An 18,176-nucleotide genomic window follows, 5' to 3' on the forward strand; every position below is an offset into this window, starting at 1 on the left:
TCGCCCTAGACCTCTATTATTTTATCGCTGGATTCAAGCACGCAAAAACCTGCAGTAACTTCCATTTCAACGGCACAGCCGACCACCTGTGTTACTGCCGCTTGACTCGGCCCCTGCCACAGCCAAGCCTCTAAGAGCTTAAGCTGACTATCAGAGCCTCGGGCAATCAATTCAACTCTACCGTCACTCAAGTTACGCACCCAACCTGTTAGCCCCAATGCTCGGGCCTTTTGTTCTGTACTCGCACGATATGAAACACCTTGCACCCGCCCTGACACTAGGTAGTGTTTTACGCTACTGCGCATACTTGCAACCTCTTAATCACATTCAACCGTTATCATCGGCGCGACTCTCTTTACACGCCATATTACTATGCCTAACTCTTTGCGCCTATTACTGCCGCGTTGGTACGCTCGTCTCAAACGCCAATACACCGCTCGCGCTGGCATCAGCACTGGCATCGTGACCGTCACGGTGGCTACGCACACGCCTGTTGCCAGCGTTAGCGATTACTATTTATCGTTTTCAATCGACATCTCGGTGTTAGCCGGCGGCTTTTGGTGGGAGGGCAGCAAAGGCTCGCGTCGCGGTCTTGGTACCTTACGAGTACCACCTCTGACATTAAAAGGTAAAAAGCTCGATAACTTGGTGCAGGCGCTCGGCTGCTCATATTTGCGTATCGGCGGCTCTGAGGCGGATAAGATCCACTACTTTTCGGCCCCGATTGACGAGACCGATGCCTTAGTGCTCACGCGCAAGCAGTGGGATCGCTTGCATCGATTTATTAAGCGCAACAACTTGAAACTTATATTTACCGTTAAATATGGCTTATTTACTCGCCATGATCACGGCCAATGGTGCAGCGACGAGGTAAAAGAGTTGCTGGATTACAGCCGCGAACAAAATTATCGGATTGATGTATTTGAGCTCGGCAATGAACTCAATGCTTATTGGGCATTTCACGGGTTGCGCGCCCAGCCCCGTGCACGTGATCTGGCCACCGATTATGCGACCTTTATTAATCATATCCGCGAGTACTATCCAGACGCCCGAGTATCCGGTCCCGGCAGTGCCTTCTGGCCGCGCATCGGTGAGGCACTTAAACCGTTCTCCAATATCACTCGGCGCTTTTTACAAGAACTTAAGACCCCTTTGGACATCATTAATTGGCATTACTACCCGTTTCAAAGCAGCCGTTCGCCGGTGCGTACACGAGGTGCTAATTTACGCACGCTGCTTAACCCTAAGTCGTTTGCCGATTTTGCTAAGCACAGCCAAACCCTAGCCTTCTGGCGCGATCAATATCAGCCTCAGGCACAATTGTGGACGGGTGAAACCGGCTCGGCACAATGCGGTGGCCAACCCAATCTATCCGACCGGTTTATCTCATCGTTTTGGTGGGCCGATCAGCTAGGCCAGGGCGCACTGCTGGGTCATCAGGTCATGGTGCGACAGAGCTTGCTGGGCGGCGACTATGGTTTACTTGACAGGTTAACCCTGAAGCCACGGCCCGATTACTGGGTAAGCTGGCTCTGGGTACGATTAATGGGCAACGATGTATACCGCTGTTATCACACAGATAAACACCTGCGCATTTACGCTCACCGACACCCCGATAAAATGCATATTACACTGATGGTGATCAACCTTAAGCCACGCGGCGTGCGCATTGCAGTGGATATCCCCGGTACCGCCAAAGAACGCTATACAATTACGGCTAAACGCTTAACCAGCCGCAAAATTACAATCAATGGCGTAAAGCCTAAACTGCAAAAAGGCGCCTTACACCTTGCCCAATTTCCCCAGTTTGAACACGACCACCGAGTGCCAGGCTACAGTATTAATTTTTGGCGGTATAACACCGACACTTAAACCGCTATCCGCTGAGGAGCTTCACGCTTATCTTGTAAGGGGCTAACAGCAAAGTAGCGTTTGTAGTCGCGGCTAAACTGATTAACACTGCGGTACCCCACCCGCTCAGCGGTTTGTGTCACGTTTAAGTCATCGCGGCTCAGTAACATCTGCGCTTTTAACAACCGCTGCCGCTTTATGTACTGCAGGGGCGAGCTTTGCGTCACATCTTTAAAATGCTGATGAAACGACGACACACTCATATGTGCCTGCTCCGCCAACTGCTCAACGCTCAACTCAGCGGCTATATCCGTGTGCATTAGCTCCAGCGCCTGCACCACTCGCGAGTAATTGCCACTGCCATCAACTAACGCTCTTAGCGCTGGACCTTGTGTGCCGCTTAAAGCCTCAAATATGACCTCTCTCACCCGACTCGGCCCCATCAGCTGCGCCACTTGCGGGTCTGCCAATGCCCGCAGCATACGTGTCACCGCTTCCTCCATGGCATCGGTCATCGCCACCGCAGCCATCGGCTCAGGCGAGCCTTGCGCGAGCGCCGCAGGCCGAGTTGTGTGTACCAACTCGGCCAAAGTGGCCGGATCGATGCGTACAGACACCCCCATTAGCGGCGCCGACTCACTGGCAAAGGTTTCACACTCAAACGGTAAAGGCAGAGTTTGAACTAAGTAGTGCCCTGGATTGTAGTGAATTTCGCGGTCACCCAAATAACCAACTTTGCGACCTTGCGCGACAAAAATTAGGCTCGGCTGATACACCATAGGTGTCCGCTTTAGATGTTTATGGCTACCAAACACCGTCACCCCGGCAAGGGCAGTATCGGAGTATCCGTCATGCTTAAGCAGAGGCTCGATCAGCCTCATCATCACCGGTAAGTTCATGCCGTTGCCCTATTGCCGTTATGGTTGACCCAATACAGTATGCCAAGCTAACAGCCGTATCACGAGCAGCGCATGAACAGATTTGGAGAAATGTGCAAAAACTACCGACGAATGAGTGATCCAAAGCGAGCGCTCCTAACGCACAATACTGATCTACGATGAAATAACCTTTTCAGGAGAAAAACCATGGGCACAACCTATTCTTACGCCGCACAATCCGATAGTAGCCCTTTAGCGCCCTACCAATTTAACCGCCGTAACCTGCGCGCCGACGATGTGGCTATTACCATCGACTACTGTGGGGTGTGCCACACTGACATTCACTTTGCCGAAAACGATTGGGGCATGAGCGTCTACCCTGTCGTACCCGGTCACGAGATCGTCGGCCGTGTCAGCGCCGTGGGCGATAATGTTACCAGTCATAAGGTGGGCGATTTAGTCGGTGTCGGTTGCATGGTCGACTCTTGCCGCAGTTGTTCTGCGTGTGAATCGGGCCTCGAGCAATTTTGCAAAGACGGATTTGTCGGCACCTATAATGGCGAAGACCTTCATGATGGCTCTATTACCATGGGCGGCTATTCAGACAACATAGTGGTAAGTGAGCGGTTTGTCGTTAAAGTACCCGCTAAACTTGATCCCGCCAGTGCCGCGCCCATTTTATGCGCTGGCATTACCACCTACTCACCGTTAAAGCACTTTGGTGTTAAAAAAGGCGATAAAGTCGGCGTAATTGGTATGGGCGGACTGGGCCATATGGGCGTTAAATTTGCCAAAGCCATGGGGGCCGAAGTCACCATCTTTACCCGTTCAGAATCAAAAATTGCCGAAGCGAAAAAACAAGGTGCCGACCATGTCATCATCTCGACCGATGAAGCACAAATGGCCGTCGCCGCCGAACAATTTGACTACCTGCTAGACACCATCCCAGTACAACACGACCTAAACCCCTACATTAACTGCCTAACTTTTGACGGCGTGCATATTTTAGTCGGGCTACTCATGCCGATAGAGCCCGCATTGCAAGCTGGCGGCCTAGTAATGCGTCGCCGGGTATTGGCCGGGTCCTTGATCGGCGGCATGGCCGAGACTCAAGAGGTATTGAATTTTTGCGCCGAGCACGGTATTACCTGTGATGTCGAGATGCTGGATATTAAAGACATCAACACCGCATACCTGCGGATGAAAGAAGGCGATGTGAAATATCGCTTTGTCATTGATATGAAGAGCTTAAAAAACAGCTAAAAGCCTAACGCTTGCTCGTTGCTAAACAATGACAATATTGGCAACGAGTAAGCCATCCCCACAGACACCCTCTGAATATTAATAGCCCCAGAACCAACTAAACACACCAAATTTTAGTGAAAAGCGCAAATTTATCATCGTATTATTGATTATTGGCCACAGGCGAACTATGTTTGTAGGGCACTTACAATTAAAAATTTATGGACAACTTATGATGAAATCATTCCGTGTTCTTTCGGCGCTTACCGCGCTTACGCTGGCCGCAACAACACAGGCCGCCGTGATTATTAATCCCACCAACATCTCCACAACCGAGGGTGGCAGCACCGTTCAATACCAAGTAGTGTTAGACAGCGCTCCCGATGGCGGTGAAACCGTTACCGTAACTCCCTCTAGTGGCGACGTTACGGAAGGCACTGTTTCCGCAGCTATTAACTTTACCGACGCCAACTGGGAAACTCCTCAATACATCACAGTCACTCCCGGCGCATCTGGCGATGGCAACGACGGTGACGTGGCTTATGCCATTACCAATGCAGTGACATCCAACCTCGGTGGCGGTGCCTATGATGGCGAAACAGCCCCTGACGTCAATGCTAATAACGCTAATATTGGGGGTATCGCCGTTATTATTGTCGACCCCAGCAGTATTTTTGTGACCGAAGGTGGCGCCGCACAAACCATTACAGTGAGTGTTGGCCCCGACACCCTCCCAACTGACGATATCTCTTTTGACGTGACCACGGTTAGTGGCGAAGCAACAGCGACACCTGGCACACCATTTACCGTCACTTTAACAGCCGGCAATGGTTACAGCGTCACCTTTGATATTACCGCCAATGATGACGCTCTGATCGATGGCGATCAAGCCTTCACCTTTACCACCAGCGCTGCCACCTCAACTGATCTTGGCTTCGATGGTCTTAACCCTGCAGATATCAACGGTGTTGCTCTGGATGACGATGTCGCTCCCAGCGTTGGCGCTGGCGCTACTAGCCTACCCACTCTCAGCCAGTGGAGCCAACTGCTGCTACTGATACTATTAGCGGGCTTTGGCATGCGTGCGGTGCAGCGCCGTAAAACGTAAACCAACAGGCTACAACATAAAAAGCTGCGGCGCTCTAACGCCGCAGCTTTTGGAACGGAACAATCTATACAACTCACCCCAAAGAATAGTTGATTGACTCTATACACTCGGGAACTGCCTCACTCCAGAGCGAGTCATAAGCTACCAAACATCTCTTTCAAGCCACACCTAACCTAGATAGCGTGCCAACATGCCTCGAATTTTAATCGCTTTTACCGTTATCAGTTTTGTTGCTTGCTCTCACAACCAAACAGAAAATGAGTACTCGTGCAGCTATGAGACAACCGATGAAGCCTACCAAACTTGTATAGAGGTCGCTCGCGGCATTGATGAAGACACCGCCAATGCCGCGGGCAAGCGTATTAATTAATTGTTCAATCTACCTGACAAAAAGCACTAAGACTCTGGCAACGGAATAAGCTCATTATCGCCCGGTACACGACCAAACTTTCCATCGCGCCAATCAGCCTTAGCCTGCTCAATCAACTCTCGGTCACTGGCGACAAAATTCCACCATAAGTGTCGAGGGCCATCCAACGGCTCGCCACCGATCACGGCAAACGCTGCGCCGGAGGAGCTGTGCACAATAATTTCTGCACCCGGCTTTAGCACTAGCATTTGTCCGGCACCAAAGGTGCAATCATCTACGCTAATAACGCCCTGCACTAAATAAATAGCTCGCTCAATATAATCGGCATCAATTTTTATATAACGACCAGGCTCGACTGTGATATCGGCATAAAATAAAGAGGAGTGTGTTTCTAGACGTGCGTGCACCCCAAAACATTCTCCCGCCACCACCCGAACTTTAACGCCATCGGCAGCCAGCTCTGGAAGACTAGACACGCTGTAATGTTGAAACTGAGCGGCACATTGCTCTAACGCTTTAGGTAATGCCACCCACATTTGCAGCCCCATCAAGGTTTGACCCTGCTCTCGAGCTTGCTCGGAGCTGCGCTCGGAGTGGACAATCCCGCGACCGGCAGTCATCCAGTTTATCGCGCCGGGGGTAATTAATTGCTTAAATCCCAAACTGTCGCGATGCAAAATACTCCCCTCGTATAAATAGGTAAGCGTCGACAAACCAATATGAGGGTGCGGACAGATATCAAGACCGTGACCGGGGGCAAAAGTGGTTGGCCCCATATGATCAAAAAATATAAATGGCCCGACTGCGCGACGGGCAGGCGCAGGTAAAACACGACGTACAGAGAAATCACCAATGTCGCGCATGTTGGGGATAATAATGGTTTCTACCGGAGCCTCAGGCTCATTCAACCTACGACAATCTGGGTCGGTATCGGTAAGCCTGCTCATAGCGGCTCCTGCTTATTAATTATTATTGTATGCAGCGGGCGCAAGCGCCCGCAAAAAACTCAACTATAGCGTGCTATATGATTATTAAAGTTTATCAAAGCTATCCGTAAGTAGGCAGTCGTAACGACGTACATCGTACTCCATTAGCGGCGCCACTTCAGACTCATTAATAATTCCGCGTGCTACCGCATCATGTAAACGCGCCTCTAACGTATCACCGGTCAGCTCCCCTTTTGCTTGCGCGCGGGAGAAGTTGTGCCAGCTATCACCTAGTGCCAAAAGCATTTGGTAGGTTGTCTCTAACCGACCGACTGAATCCATAGGATCATCGCTTACGTACACATAGCTTGCCAGTTGTTGTCGTACGGTGTTGTTCTCCATTATTAGCCCACCTAAACGCCGCACGGCATCATCGGATGGCGCTTTGTGTTTGCGACCAAAAGGAAAGCTGGCAGCAACACACAGCCAAGCAGCCGGCCGCAGAGGAAAGTTACGGTAGAAACCCAGCAATGCTTCTTGAGCCTTAAACAATGATTGTTCGAGTGCAAATGTAGCATGCGCATCTTCGTCTTCTGTGCGTGGATGTGCACCGTGAAACTTCAAGATACTACAGGCAATAAATAACTGACTATGCACATCACCTAACCGTGCCGAGAGCAACTCACGGCGTTTTAAATCACCACCTAATACACCTAAAGCAACATCAGCCGCCACCGCAAACGCGGCGCTCATATGGTTAATATGTTGATACCAGCGACGTGAAAAATCATCGGCATTTACCGGTGTGGGACTCAAACGTGCTCCGGTAAAACTAAACAATTTAAGGCGTGTAATGTTGCCAAGCACGTGGCCTATGTGCTTCATAAATAAGCCGTCAAACGTATCCAGCGCGGCCGATTCGTCCTCGGCCTGTAGAGTTTGTACTTCATCAAATAAATAAGGGTGACAACGCATCGCGCCCTGACCAAAGATCATTAATGAGCGCGTCAGAATATTAGCGCCCTCAACCGTAATAGCCACCGGTACAGAACGATAAGCAAAAGCGGTAAAGTTACGCGGCCCCAACTGAATCGCCCGGCCACTAACCACATCCATCGCGTGATTAACCGAGGTTCGCATCAGCTCAGTGGCATGGTATTTAGCCATCGCAGTCATCACCGATGGGGCGCCGGACTCCAGTCCACGGGTGACTAATTGACGCATTGCCTCTAGGGTATAACCATTAGCTGCAATCTGCGCCGTAGCCTCTTGAACGCCTTCAAACTTGCCGACCTCCATATTAAATTGACGGCGAATACGCGCATAGGCACCGACCGTTAAGTAGCTCATCTCGCCACTGGCCGTCGACAGTGCGGGTAGGGATACACCGCGACCGGCGCCCAAACACTCAATCAACATACGCCAGCCTTTACCTGCCTGCGCCGGCCCACCAATAATCCAGCTCGCCGGAATGAAAACATCCTTACCTTTGATCGGGCCGTTCATAAACGGCGACCCTGGGTTGTGGCGTTTACCTATCTCGATACCAGGATGGCTGGCAGGCAGCAAAGCACAAGTAATGCCGTAATCAGATTTTTCATCGTCACCCAACAAATGTTCGGGGTCTTGTAGCTTAAATGCAAGGCCTACCACTGTCGCAACCGGTGCTAAGGTGATCCAGCGCTTCGAGAAGTTTAACCGGATACCAACGACTTCTTGGCCTTCAAAATCGCCTTTACAAACCACACCAATATCGGGAATCGAACCAGCATCGGAGCCAGCTTCTGGACCCGTCAAGCCAAAACAAGGAATCTCGCTGCCATCGGCTAAGCCTGGCAGCCAGTGTTGCTTTTGCTCTTCGGTGCCGTATTTCATTAACAACTCGCCAGGGCCTAAAGAGTTAGGCACCATCGCGGTAACCGCCGCGGTTCCCGAGCGACTAGCAATCTTACTCATGATCCGGCTTTGAGCGTAGGGGCTAAAATCGCGACCGCCAAACTCTTCGGGGATAATTAAGCCAAAAAAGCCTTGCTGCTTTAAATAGTCCCACGCTTGCGGTGATAGGTCTTGGTCTTCAAATATCTGCCATTCATCGATACGTGTGCATAGCTCATTGACCTCATTATCAAGGAAGCTTTGCTCTTTTTCGGTCAGCTGTGGCAGCTCGATCTCAACAAACTTTTTCCAATCGGGGTGACCGCTAAAAAGGTCTTTTTCCCACCAAGTGGTGCCGGCTTCCATGGCCTCGCGCTCGGTCGTACTCATAGGCGGCATGGCTTTTTGCAGTAGCTTATATACCGGCTTAATCAATATCGGACGACGCAACGCTGGAATATTGAGAAATATCGCTAGCGCTAAGGCTGGCAACAACAAGATTGCCATCCACGGTGAGACAAAAGTCAAAGCCAGCGCGCCGGCTACCAACACCACCGAGCTGAGCAGCAATGACACTTGGTAATAAAGCACCGCGGCAAGCAGTACAAAAAAGATAACGAGCGACAACAAAAACATAACGATTTCTCCGATTGGCCTAAGAACCTATACGCGCTGCAAATACTCTGTAACCATAGACGATTTCACAAATATTATCTTACTTTGAGCTTTACCTACACAGCTTACTCAGTACGCTGGCAACTGTATTTCACCTTGTAGGTAAGGCTCAACCACACCGGTAATTAATACCCGTGTATCTACCAGTGTACACTCAAGCCAGCCTCCACGAACAGACAGCTGACGTGCGCGGCAGTGACTCAGCTGTAAGTGCTCAGCCCAGTAAGGCATAAGTGTAGTATAGGCCGAGCCGGTGACTGGGTCTTCATCAATTCCAGCATTAGGGGCAAAGAAACGTGCCACAAAATCATTCTGGGCCGCCGCCGTGACCATTACGGCAAAATCGTGTAATCGCGCCAATGCTCGATGGTCGGGGTTTAAAGATGCCACGGCTGCTTCGTCGGTCATAACAACCATCAGCTGTACGCCGTCGTAACACGCCACAATGGCGGACAACTCACACCCTAACGCCTGTGCGATATGGTCATATTCAACATCCAATACTGGCCCCACCGTCCGCGCAGGAAAGTCCAGCTGCCAACCGTCTTTTTGCTGAGTAACAACTAGCAACCCACTGCGGCTGCTAAACTCAACCCGCCCACCGACCAACAAACCTCGTATCGACAATACATATGCCGCCGCCAATGTCGCATGACCGCACAAGTCGACCTCGCGCATAGGGGTGAACCAACGAATAGCCCAAGGCGCTGCTTGCGTCACAACAAAGACCGTTTCTGCCAAGTTATTCTGTGCCGCCACCGCCTGCATCAGAGTATCGTCCAGAGCCGTTTCAGTCACAATAACCGCCGCAGGATTACCCGTAAAAGGGCCTCGAGAAAAGGCATTAACTACATCGATCGCAAGACGCATAGGTCACCTCTCAATATATCGAAAACTCTACCCTAGCTGAGTCCACGTAAAGAATTGTTTTGGCTTGCCGTCCATCTTATAGACAACGGTGGCTTGCATTAGTATAAGTGATTAGCAATTCTTACATAATAAGGTACTCACAATGCTCGCTAAACCTCTGTCATACCTATGGCTAGCCGCCGCTCTATGTGCCAGCGCATCCGCTTTGGCCGATACCGCCGTTGATCACTACGGCCAACTAAGCATAAAAGGCAATCGCATTGTCGACCAACAATTACAGCCTGTGTCTCTGGCCGGCCCCAGCTTGTTCTGGAGCAATAGCGGCTGGGGGGCAGATAAATATTACAACGCAGAAGTAGTCAATTATATTCAAGAGCAATGGAACGCCCCCATTATTCGCGCCGCCATTGGCGCCGGAGCAAATGGCGGTATGCTCACCCACGCCGATGAAAACATCGCCAAAGCCGAAGCCGTAATCGATGCCGCCATCAATCAGGGGATGTATGTCATTCTCGACTGGCACGCTCATCACGCAGAAGATCATGCAGAAGAAGCCATCGCCTTTTTTGAGTATTTCGCACGCAAATACGGCGAACAGCCAAACATTATTTATGAAATCTATAATGAGCCGCTAGCCGATACCGACTGGCAAACCGTTATTAAGCCCTATGCCGAGAAACTCATTCGCTCGATTCGAGCCATTGATCCAGACAACCTAATTATTGTCGGCACTCAAACTTGGTCACAAGACGTCGACAAAGCCGCTGACGACCCCATTACCGGTTACGCCAACATTGCCTACACCTTGCACTTTTACGCCGGAACTCACAAAGGTGAGTTACGTAAGAAGGCCCAATACGCACTGGATAAAGGCATCGCGTTAATGGTAACTGAGTGGGGCACGGTTAACGCCAACGGTGATGGCGAGGTAGATCGCAGTAGTACGGAACAATGGATGGAATTTCTCAAAAGCAATCAATTAAGCCACGCCAACTGGGCACTAAACGACAAAGCAGAAGGCGCTTCGATTCTCAAAAATACAACCGCAGCCAATGGCCCTTGGAGCGATAGCGACTTAACCGAATCGGGCGTTTATGTGAAAAGTATAGTAAAGGGCTGGAACGACATTGATTACTCGGGTGACGAATAAATTTATTGATCGCTCAAAATAAATCTCCTATGTTTTTTCATGCCCAATTAACAACGGCCGACAATCACACAGATCATCGGCCGTTGTTAATTATTTAGTACTTGAGCATTAATTTTTTACATTAGGTTCCGCAACAACCGACTGGTTATTACTAAGCTCCAACGCCTCGACCGCCAAGGCTAAGAACATATAATTAGTCGCGCCACCACCCATGACATACTCAGTTTGCTGCCAGAAAAATGGCCACACTTTTAGCTCGGGCAGGTCTGGGCGAATCAGCGCCGTACCGGATATAACACCACCTGGAATATACGACCAGTCAGCGCGATTGACCCCATAAGCAACCAAAGCCGATTGCGAGCCCACACCAGAAGCAAACGAGCTGGTATTGTTGCCAGGGTGGACCCCCAAGACAAAATTTAATGCGTTGACATAAATATCACTACTGGCAATATCGGGCCAAGATTTATGTACAAAATATTGTTTAACACCAAACTCTTGTATCCCCCAACCCGCACCCCAAATATTGGGTTTATACGGAACACCATAAGGCGTTTCTTGTGCCTGCGCTTGGACATTTTCTTGTTGCTTAACCACAGCCGTGTTAACTGCCACCACAAAACTCTGATCATCAATCAGCCTCATAACTCGGCCGATCACCCATGCAGTATTATCAATGTCGGCAACAATAGCCTCCTGCATATTGATCAAGGTCTCGATATAACTTCTTTTGCCCGTTGCCAGAATCAGTTCAGCCAAAACAAACGCACGAGCAAAAGTATCATCGGTTTTGTTAAACGCACTGATAAAAACCCCTTCAGCGGCAGCAAGAGCCTGCTGCGACAGCTCAAGATTGTAGGTTTTCATAACTCGGGCGGCGGCAGCTAAACCTGCCGCCACACGTAATTCACGTTTAGGGTTTTGCTCGGTAAACACCCAGCGATCATCAGGCGTACCCGAACGCCCCTCTTTAACCTCCCCGGACTCTAGGCTTGGGTGGTATACTAAATTATCAGTTTGAGCGGCGGCGTCACCTAACATAACGTATTGTCGCTTAGTCGGCACAATAATACCTCGATACAAACGCCCTAAACTCTGATACCCCCCCAACACCGTAAGCAAGCCATGTTCAACTTGTTGCAGTGCATCATTTTTACCATCGGGCTGGTGAATTTCTACCAACTGCTTTTGCTGATCAATACTGGTTGCGTCGTAATCAAGCCCAAACTCTTCTACCATCATTGCCAACAACCACGTTGTGCCAATTTGCGACTCAACCCGCAAATCGTAATCGCCTGCATCGTGCCAGCCGCCTTTGTTTAAACCCGGTACGGGCTGGCCAGGTTTAAATTTGGTCAAGGTCGATGATCCTGAGATATAACCATCGATGTGATTGTAATCCACCGGCGCCATTAACGCATCATCGTGATGACACTTGTCGTGCCAAACTCGATACTTTTCATTAACGCGCATGTGACACATTTGCACAGGTAAAAAATATTCTAAGGTCGGCTGCCACGCATGACGTGAATAAACATCAAGACCTATTTTGAAGGGTTGTGATTTTTCCCCACGATAAGAAATCTGGTACATTCCTGGCTCGCGCACGGCAGAGAAATCATACTGCAAATAATGATAACGCAAGAAGCTACCCCAAGGTTTAGGGTCGCCTTCCTGTACTAATTTTGCGCCATTAGCGCCAAGCTTTAACAGCTGCACCTTACTCGCTTTAGTATCACTACTGTCTTGCTCAATCACTGCCGTTTTTGGCAAACTGAGACCGTAACCGAGCTGCGACACTTGAATCACAGGTTTATATTGCCAGTCATCAATCACATTGGGCGTTATTATCCACTCAATAGCGTTACGACTTGCACCCGCCGGAATCAATGAGCGCACAATAAACCAACCATTGTTGTGATTAGCACGACCATCCCAAAGCTCGAGTTTATCGCCCTTTAACTGTTTAATAATTAATCGCTGTGCATCGGTCTCCGGCGCAACAACCAATGTTTTACCAACCGCTAAGGGTTCACCCAACCACTCGCCTTTGTGTTTAATGATGGGGCCGTTAGGCTGGTTGGTAAAAATTCCAACGTCATCGTCCATAATGTAGGACTTACCAAATAAGTCGCCGGGAAACAGTTCAAAGTTAAAACCTATTTTGCCAATCCACTGTGCAGGTAACGGCTGGGATAAATCGACACTGACCTTAAAACTACTACCCTCAAGTGGCTCCACATGAACTTGATAACTAAAATTTAAATCGGGATAAGTAATTGGGTTAAACCCTTGACGATTTTTGCTTTCGTCCGGGTAGGCTAATGTTTGTGAAATACGTTGATTTTTTTCATCAACATGCGCCTCACCCACACCCGCCGGCACTGGAGACCATTGCCCTGGTGAGACCTCTAATCGTAAATCACCATTGGCAGCCGTACGCACTCCGTGCTGAATAACCGTTACACCGGTTTGATGGCCATCGGGGTAAATGTCGGCAAAAACTGTCACATCCAAGCCCGGCATAGAAAAGTAGCCTCGCTCGTTTAACTCTAAGTTACTCTCAGCCTGCAACGTTCCAGCCGCCAATAGCAGGGTAGCAAACAATAGCGTTCTCATGGCTCTCCTCGATTATAATTAGAATGATAAGGCTTCGCGGGACTATTCTATAGAGTCCTACCTATATGCGCGTTAAGGTAGTTAAAAAATAGTTATGATTGGTCATCCGTTGAGTGAATAAATCCATTCATCCAATTTATTCACTCTGCACTTGTTGATTCTTTAGCGATCATGCAAGTATTGCGTCCAGCCGCCTTGGCATCATAAAGAGCTTTATCGGCGCGCTCAAACACGGTTTCGGCGCTCTCATCAACACCCGCTTTAAATTCGGCAATACCCATAGATACTGTAATTGCCACTGGTGCTTCTTTATAATTAAATGCTGTTTTAGCAATTGCGGCGCGAATTCGATCAAGCACCACAAATGCTTGCTCGGCTGTTGTCTCTGGCATTAAAACCACAAACTCTTCGCCGCCATAGCGACAAAAAAAGTCTACTTCTCGCAAACGTTTAGCCATGGCGTTGCTTAGCACTTTTAACACCCGATCACCCGCTTGGTGCCCAAGCGTGTCGTTGATTCTTTTAAAGTAATCTAAATCACACACAGCAAGCGTCAACGGATGCCCGTAGCGGATAAAACGTTGCTCTTCTAGCTCAACACGCTCGGTGTAAGCTTCGCGATTAGGCATTCCGGTAAGCGTGTCTGTCAGTGCTCTATTGCGCTGCTCCTCTAGCACTTCACGATTTTGGCTGGCCTCTTGCTCCATCTCTCGAATACGTGTAGCCAACTGCTGCAGCTGCTCGGTAACCGGATGATCGCGCCCTTCGGCACTTTGGTAATCGGATAACGCCGTGCGAATACTGCCCAACCGGTTTTGCACCTGATGCTTAAGCTCATCAAGGTTTTCGGCGCGAGCGCTTTGACTCTCAAGCTCAGCAAATTCACTCAGCATTTTTTGTTGCATTTGATCGCTAGCCTGCTGCAAGCCATCGGTATGATGTGCCGCCCCTTCGATCACTTGGTAAATATCCGCCAGCTGCTGATTAACCTCCGTTAAATAACCGGCAAACGCTCGGCTCGCCGCCATATAAGCTGCCAACACTAGGTCCCTCACCTCTGTCAGCGCTGGCAGTAAATCGGCATTACTCAAACCCGAGCTCAATCGCTTTTGCAGCAGGCGCACGCGCTCGGGTGCAATCGCTTGAGCCTCCACACTTAACAACAGCTCGGTGATAATAGCCCGCAGACTGTCACTAACGGTTTCACTATCGCGTAGAGTAGCATTGGGGTTCAACTCAAACAGGGCCCGATCGGCTTTGTCACAGCTCTCGCTAACAGCGGGCTCAGGTGTTTCAGCTGCATCACCTTCGTGTTGCTGCACTTCCGATACTGCCGCACCGCTCGAACCCAGTAATCGCGCCATCAAGCCTGGCGCTTTATCCGCTGCTGGGGCTCGCTCGGCCAACACTTCGCCCTGCAACTGCTCTAGCTGACGCAATAAGTCGGGGTAAACATCCAGCCGGTCACGTTGACGGGTGGCATCCTGAGTCAAGTTACGCAGCTGTTTTTTTAACGCTCGCTCTGGCGTCAACGATAACAGTCGATCCACCATAGCTTGCAAGGCATCGCTCTGCTTAGCCGTGCTTGTTTCGCGGAACTGCTCAAAAGCCAATAGCGATTGCTCAAGCCGCTGCAATTGTTGTGCAATATCATTTTTATCATCGCCTCGCAGACTTTGGCGCAACGCACCCAGCGCAACATCAAGCGCAGGGTGTTGCCCTTCGGCTGCCAAACTCACCCGCGATAAAGCTTTTGCCAACAACTGAATATCAGCCTTATGCGCTTGTTCTTGTTGTTCATGAGTATCTAGTGCGTCGAGATATTTATCTCGCCATTTAGCTGACCCGTTATCTGCGAGCTCCGGTTCCTGCATAGCCGTTATTCACCTGTTGCGGTTAATGATCTTATTATAGCCAGCGCGTCATTCAACGCCAGCCTCAAGCAGCTCTAACCCATATAAAAAACCCCAGTAGTGTGCCACTACTGGGGTTTAAGACGACTAAATATAGCTAATACTGAGTTACTTTTTTTCTGCGCGAATCTTCTCAACCAGATAGTCGACCACTTGCAGCATCTCGCGATGCCCACCGGCACCAGCGGCGCCGACTCGATAACGACCATCCACTACTAACTCTGGTGTACCACTAATATTATAGGCGCGCGCTTTGGCATCACCCTGACGCAGCTGACTACCAATACCAAAAGATTCAAAGGTTTTGGTGAACTGATCTTTATCAACGCCGTATTGCGTGTAAAATTCAGCAAAATCCTCGACGCTGCTGATACGCGATTTTTGAATATGCAGCGCATTAAATAAATCCATGTGCGCCTCTTCCAGTACACCAAGAGCTTTAGCGGTATAAAAAGCCCGTGCGTATGGTTCCATTTGCTTCGCCCAAACAACGGGTGTTTGCACAACGTTTACATCATCAGCCTGCTTTTCGCGCCACTGATGAAACAGCGGATCGAAACGAAAACAATGGCCGCAGGTGTAGGCAAACATCTCGCGCACTTCAATTTTGTCGGCATCGTCAGTGCGTACCGGCTCGGCCAACTCTATATATTCTTTACCTTCCTCATAAGCGGGCCCCGCAGTAGTCGCGGAATCCTCGGCACACGCCACAAGGCTAAACAGAATGCCAAAAAAGGCAACTAAAACGCGCATAATTTTGCTCCACTAAGTGCTTACTGTTAACGATTAAATCACAATGACATTTTATAGAGCCGCTAAGCTTGCGCAAGTTCCGGCTCGACAGCAATCAAAAAAGCCAAAAAAGGCGACCCAGGGCCGCCTTTTTTGCTTTAGCTCGGCTTAGTGCAGCCCAGCTATATAGTTGGCCAACGATTTAATTTCAGCATCGCTTAGGTGCTTGGCAGCCAAACGCATAATCATCTGATCACCATCGTTAGTCCGCTCACCAGCACGAAACGCACGCAGCTGTTTTTCGATGTATTGAGCGTACTGGCCGCCCAAATGAGGGTAACCCGCTGGAGCATTGCCAACACCGGTAGGTGAATGACAACCGGTACAGGCAGGAACACCCGTCTCTTCGTTACCAGCGCGATACACCTGCTGACCTAGCTTAAGTGCATCAACATCTTCGCCCGAATTGATTTTTACCGTTAGCTCTTTTGAACCGCTCAGCTGAATCGTTTGGTCGGCGTAATGCGCAGCAATATCTTGTAAATCTTGGTCTGTAAGACCGCTTAACAGTCCAGTCATCTCAACAACGGGACGGCCAGTGCTGGCTTTATCGCTGCCACTAGCTTTGTCCCACGCCTGAATGTCTCGCAACTGCTTAAGGATATAGCGCTCGCCCAAACCTGCAATTTTGGGAAAACTCGGAGCCGGGCTATTGCCGTCGGCACCATGACAAGCGGCACAAACAGCCGATTTATCGGCACCAGCGCTGGCGACACCCGCAGCACTAACAGTCTGGGTCAGCGCAGCGGCACCCAGCGCAAGAAGCATAGATAAAACATGTTTTTTCATTGGCTAACCCATGAAGTCGTTATTTTATGTTGGCGATGCTGCCCAGGCATTGCCTGTTAGGCAGAGATTGAGGCCCTCTTTTACCAACAGGGCCCGGTTGCAGCCGGCATTATATACTAACTCGGGAAGCTCTGAACAATTCCCCACCAAACCCGAAACCGGTACACTGCGAACCACAATCCCTACAAGTCCAACAACGAGTATTTACCATGTCCGACATCATCGCTTTCAACCGCGCCCACTTTACTCAAAGCGCCCCCAGTATTCGCGAATGTCCCCCCGAATTTGGACGTGAAGTGGCCTTTGCTGGACGCTCTAACGCGGGGAAATCCAGTGCCATCAATACCTTAACCAACAACTCCAAACTGGCGCGCACCAGTAAAACCCCCGGCCGCACCCAGCTTATTAATTACTTTGATCTGACCGAGGATACTCGGCTGGTGGATTTACCCGGCTATGGTTACGCCAAAGTATCACTGGCCATGAAGCAAAAATGGCAAGCAAACCTATCCGAATACTTGCACGAGCGCCGCTGCCTGACAGGATTAGTGGTGGTCATGGATATTCGTCATCCGATGCAAGATTTTGACACCATGGTCATCAATTGGGCAGTAGAGACCAACATGCCGGTGCATTTGTTGTTAACCAAAGCCGACAAGCTGAAAAAAGGCCCCGCCAACACCATTTTGCTACAAATCAAAAAACAATTAAAAGAAGCTGAAGTGGATGATCTTATTAGCGTGCAGATGTTTTCATCGTTAAAAAAGACTGGACTCGATGAGCTAAGGATTAAATTGTCTAGCTGGCTACTAGAAGGCGGCCGAGAGTTTGAAGACGAACCACAGGAGCCTGAGGCAATAGCAGGTGACGAGCAAGACTCGTAAGTGCTTACGTCGTTCAGTGAAGCGCCGGCGCCCCAATTTATAGGTAAAAAAAAGGCCGATAACAAATTGTTATCGGCCACAACCCTGACATCCTTGGGGGGTGATGTCAGTAACGGATTTGCATGCTATGCATTCAACCTACAATTTAAGACTCAACACTTTCGAGTTAGTTCATTCGCCACTGTAAAATTTTGTACCGCCGCCCTTTTCTAAGTACAACGGCTGGAACCACGT

General features: G+C 49.7%; 15 protein-coding genes. 6 read left to right on the forward strand and 9 right to left on the reverse strand.

Translation table 11 applies throughout. The features are described 5' to 3' along the window. Positions 1 to 5 precede the first annotated feature (5 nt). On the reverse strand, positions 6 to 305 hold the full coding sequence (locus GILYN3_RS10285; protein WP_049722898.1) for an acylphosphatase: 300 nt from the start codon (positions 303 to 305) through the stop codon (positions 6 to 8). A 67-nt stretch (positions 306 to 372) separates the two neighbouring features. Here GILYN3_RS10285 and GILYN3_RS10290 point away from each other — a divergent pair, with 67 nt between their 5' ends. After that, complete coding sequence (locus GILYN3_RS10290) at positions 373 to 1,872, forward strand: glycosyl hydrolase family 79 N-terminal domain-containing protein (protein WP_049722899.1); 1,500 nt, start codon at positions 373 to 375, stop codon at positions 1,870 to 1,872. Here the strand turns inward: GILYN3_RS10290 and GILYN3_RS10295 are convergent. Next, positions 1,869 to 2,750, reverse strand: a complete 882-nt coding sequence (locus GILYN3_RS10295; protein ID WP_049722900.1) for an AraC family transcriptional regulator — start codon at positions 2,748 to 2,750, stop codon at positions 1,869 to 1,871. The two genes, GILYN3_RS10290 and GILYN3_RS10295, sit on opposite strands and share 4 nt — an antisense overlap. A 186-nt stretch (positions 2,751 to 2,936) precedes the next feature. Between GILYN3_RS10295 and GILYN3_RS10300 the strand changes: the two genes are divergently transcribed. The 3 genes from GILYN3_RS10300 to GILYN3_RS10310 all read left to right on the forward strand — a co-directional run bounded on the left by GILYN3_RS10300 (position 2,937) and on the right by GILYN3_RS10310 (position 5,449). After that, the gene (locus GILYN3_RS10300; protein ID WP_049722901.1) at positions 2,937 to 3,992 is read left to right on the forward strand and encodes an NAD(P)-dependent alcohol dehydrogenase; all 1,056 of its coding nucleotides are present in this window, start codon (positions 2,937 to 2,939) and stop codon (positions 3,990 to 3,992) included. Between the two features lie 211 nt (positions 3,993 to 4,203). Then, positions 4,204 to 5,079: an IPTL-CTERM sorting domain-containing protein gene (locus GILYN3_RS10305; RefSeq protein ID WP_198147342.1), complete on the forward strand. Its 876-nt coding sequence runs from the start codon at positions 4,204 to 4,206 to the stop codon at positions 5,077 to 5,079. 190 nt (positions 5,080 to 5,269) lie between these two features. Further along, positions 5,270 to 5,449: a hypothetical protein gene (locus GILYN3_RS10310; RefSeq protein ID WP_049722903.1), complete on the forward strand. Its 180-nt coding sequence runs from the start codon at positions 5,270 to 5,272 to the stop codon at positions 5,447 to 5,449. Between the two features lie 26 nt (positions 5,450 to 5,475). Here the strand turns inward: GILYN3_RS10310 and GILYN3_RS10315 are convergent, their stop codons facing one another. From GILYN3_RS10315 to GILYN3_RS10325, 3 genes are all read right to left on the reverse strand, one after another. After that, a complete protein-coding gene (locus GILYN3_RS10315; protein ID WP_049722904.1) occupies positions 5,476 to 6,396 on the reverse strand; it encodes a pirin family protein in 921 nt (306 codons plus the stop codon). Between the two features lie 84 nt (positions 6,397 to 6,480). Beyond that, positions 6,481 to 8,886 (reverse strand): acyl-CoA dehydrogenase, encoded by a 2,406-nt coding sequence (locus GILYN3_RS10320; protein ID WP_049722905.1) that lies wholly within the window; start codon positions 8,884 to 8,886, stop codon positions 6,481 to 6,483. Positions 8,887 to 8,994: 108 nt separating this feature from the next. Continuing rightward, positions 8,995 to 9,795 (reverse strand): PhzF family phenazine biosynthesis protein, encoded by an 801-nt coding sequence (locus GILYN3_RS10325; protein WP_049722906.1) that lies wholly within the window; start codon positions 9,793 to 9,795, stop codon positions 8,995 to 8,997. A gap of 142 nt (positions 9,796 to 9,937) precedes the next feature. On the opposite strand from GILYN3_RS10325, the gene GILYN3_RS10330 reads away from it, so the two are divergent. Beyond that, positions 9,938 to 10,945 carry a glycoside hydrolase family 5 protein gene (locus GILYN3_RS10330; RefSeq protein WP_049722907.1) on the forward strand — a complete coding sequence of 336 codons (1,008 nt, stop codon included), beginning with the start codon at positions 9,938 to 9,940 and terminating at the stop codon, positions 10,943 to 10,945. Positions 10,946 to 11,053: 108 nt separating this feature from the next. Here the strand turns inward: GILYN3_RS10330 and GILYN3_RS10335 are convergent, their stop codons facing one another. From GILYN3_RS10335 to GILYN3_RS10350, 4 genes are all read right to left on the reverse strand, one after another. Beyond that, positions 11,054 to 13,564, reverse strand: coding sequence for a glycoside hydrolase family 9 protein (locus GILYN3_RS10335; RefSeq protein WP_049722908.1), 2,511 nt, complete (start codon positions 13,562 to 13,564; stop codon positions 11,054 to 11,056). Between the two features lie 140 nt (positions 13,565 to 13,704). Further along, entirely contained in the window at positions 13,705 to 15,438 is a 1,734-nt protein-coding gene (locus GILYN3_RS10340) for a GGDEF domain-containing protein (RefSeq protein WP_049722909.1), read from the reverse strand. A 147-nt stretch (positions 15,439 to 15,585) separates the two neighbouring features. Further along, positions 15,586 to 16,230 carry a thiol:disulfide interchange protein DsbA/DsbL gene (locus GILYN3_RS10345; protein WP_049722910.1) on the reverse strand — a complete coding sequence of 215 codons (645 nt, stop codon included), beginning with the start codon at positions 16,228 to 16,230 and terminating at the stop codon, positions 15,586 to 15,588. A gap of 147 nt (positions 16,231 to 16,377) precedes the next feature. Beyond that, positions 16,378 to 17,058, reverse strand: a complete 681-nt coding sequence (locus GILYN3_RS10350) for a c-type cytochrome (RefSeq protein WP_049722911.1) — start codon at positions 17,056 to 17,058, stop codon at positions 16,378 to 16,380. A 209-nt stretch (positions 17,059 to 17,267) separates the two neighbouring features. On the opposite strand from GILYN3_RS10350, the gene yihA reads away from it, so the two are divergent. After that, positions 17,268 to 17,942 carry a ribosome biogenesis GTP-binding protein YihA/YsxC gene (gene yihA / locus GILYN3_RS10355; RefSeq protein ID WP_049722912.1) on the forward strand — a complete coding sequence of 225 codons (675 nt, stop codon included), beginning with the start codon at positions 17,268 to 17,270 and terminating at the stop codon, positions 17,940 to 17,942. Positions 17,943 to 18,176 lie beyond the last annotated feature (234 nt).

This window comes from Gilvimarinus polysaccharolyticus (assembly GCF_001187555.1).
GTDB classification, from domain to species: Bacteria; Pseudomonadota; Gammaproteobacteria; order Pseudomonadales; family Cellvibrionaceae; genus Gilvimarinus; species Gilvimarinus polysaccharolyticus.

What these genes read in the sequence shown, in the direction of transcription:
- GILYN3_RS10315 (WP_049722904.1), bottom strand. Translation starts at nt 6,396, where the DNA reads ATGAGCAGGCTTACCGATACCGACCCAGATTGTCGTAGGTTGAATGAG.
- GILYN3_RS10285 (WP_049722898.1), bottom strand. Translation starts at nt 305, where the DNA reads ATGCGCAGTAGCGTAAAACACTACCTAGTGTCAGGGCGGGTGCAAGGT.
- GILYN3_RS10290 (WP_049722899.1), top strand. Translation starts at nt 373, where the DNA reads ATGCCTAACTCTTTGCGCCTATTACTGCCGCGTTGGTACGCTCGTCTC.
- GILYN3_RS10310 (WP_049722903.1), top strand. Translation starts at nt 5,270, where the DNA reads ATGCCTCGAATTTTAATCGCTTTTACCGTTATCAGTTTTGTTGCTTGC.
- GILYN3_RS10350 (WP_049722911.1), bottom strand. Translation starts at nt 17,058, where the DNA reads ATGAAAAAACATGTTTTATCTATGCTTCTTGCGCTGGGTGCCGCTGCG.
- yihA (WP_049722912.1), top strand. Translation starts at nt 17,268, where the DNA reads ATGTCCGACATCATCGCTTTCAACCGCGCCCACTTTACTCAAAGCGCC.
- GILYN3_RS10295 (WP_049722900.1), bottom strand. Translation starts at nt 2,750, where the DNA reads ATGAACTTACCGGTGATGATGAGGCTGATCGAGCCTCTGCTTAAGCAT.
- GILYN3_RS10335 (WP_049722908.1), bottom strand. Translation starts at nt 13,564, where the DNA reads ATGAGAACGCTATTGTTTGCTACCCTGCTATTGGCGGCTGGAACGTTG.
- GILYN3_RS10320 (WP_049722905.1), bottom strand. Translation starts at nt 8,886, where the DNA reads ATGTTTTTGTTGTCGCTCGTTATCTTTTTTGTACTGCTTGCCGCGGTG.
- GILYN3_RS10325 (WP_049722906.1), bottom strand. Translation starts at nt 9,795, where the DNA reads ATGCGTCTTGCGATCGATGTAGTTAATGCCTTTTCTCGAGGCCCTTTT.
- GILYN3_RS10340 (WP_049722909.1), bottom strand. Translation starts at nt 15,438, where the DNA reads ATGCAGGAACCGGAGCTCGCAGATAACGGGTCAGCTAAATGGCGAGAT.
- GILYN3_RS10345 (WP_049722910.1), bottom strand. Translation starts at nt 16,230, where the DNA reads ATGCGCGTTTTAGTTGCCTTTTTTGGCATTCTGTTTAGCCTTGTGGCG.
- GILYN3_RS10305 (WP_198147342.1), top strand. Translation starts at nt 4,204, where the DNA reads ATGATGAAATCATTCCGTGTTCTTTCGGCGCTTACCGCGCTTACGCTG.
- GILYN3_RS10300 (WP_049722901.1), top strand. Translation starts at nt 2,937, where the DNA reads ATGGGCACAACCTATTCTTACGCCGCACAATCCGATAGTAGCCCTTTA.
- GILYN3_RS10330 (WP_049722907.1), top strand. Translation starts at nt 9,938, where the DNA reads ATGCTCGCTAAACCTCTGTCATACCTATGGCTAGCCGCCGCTCTATGT.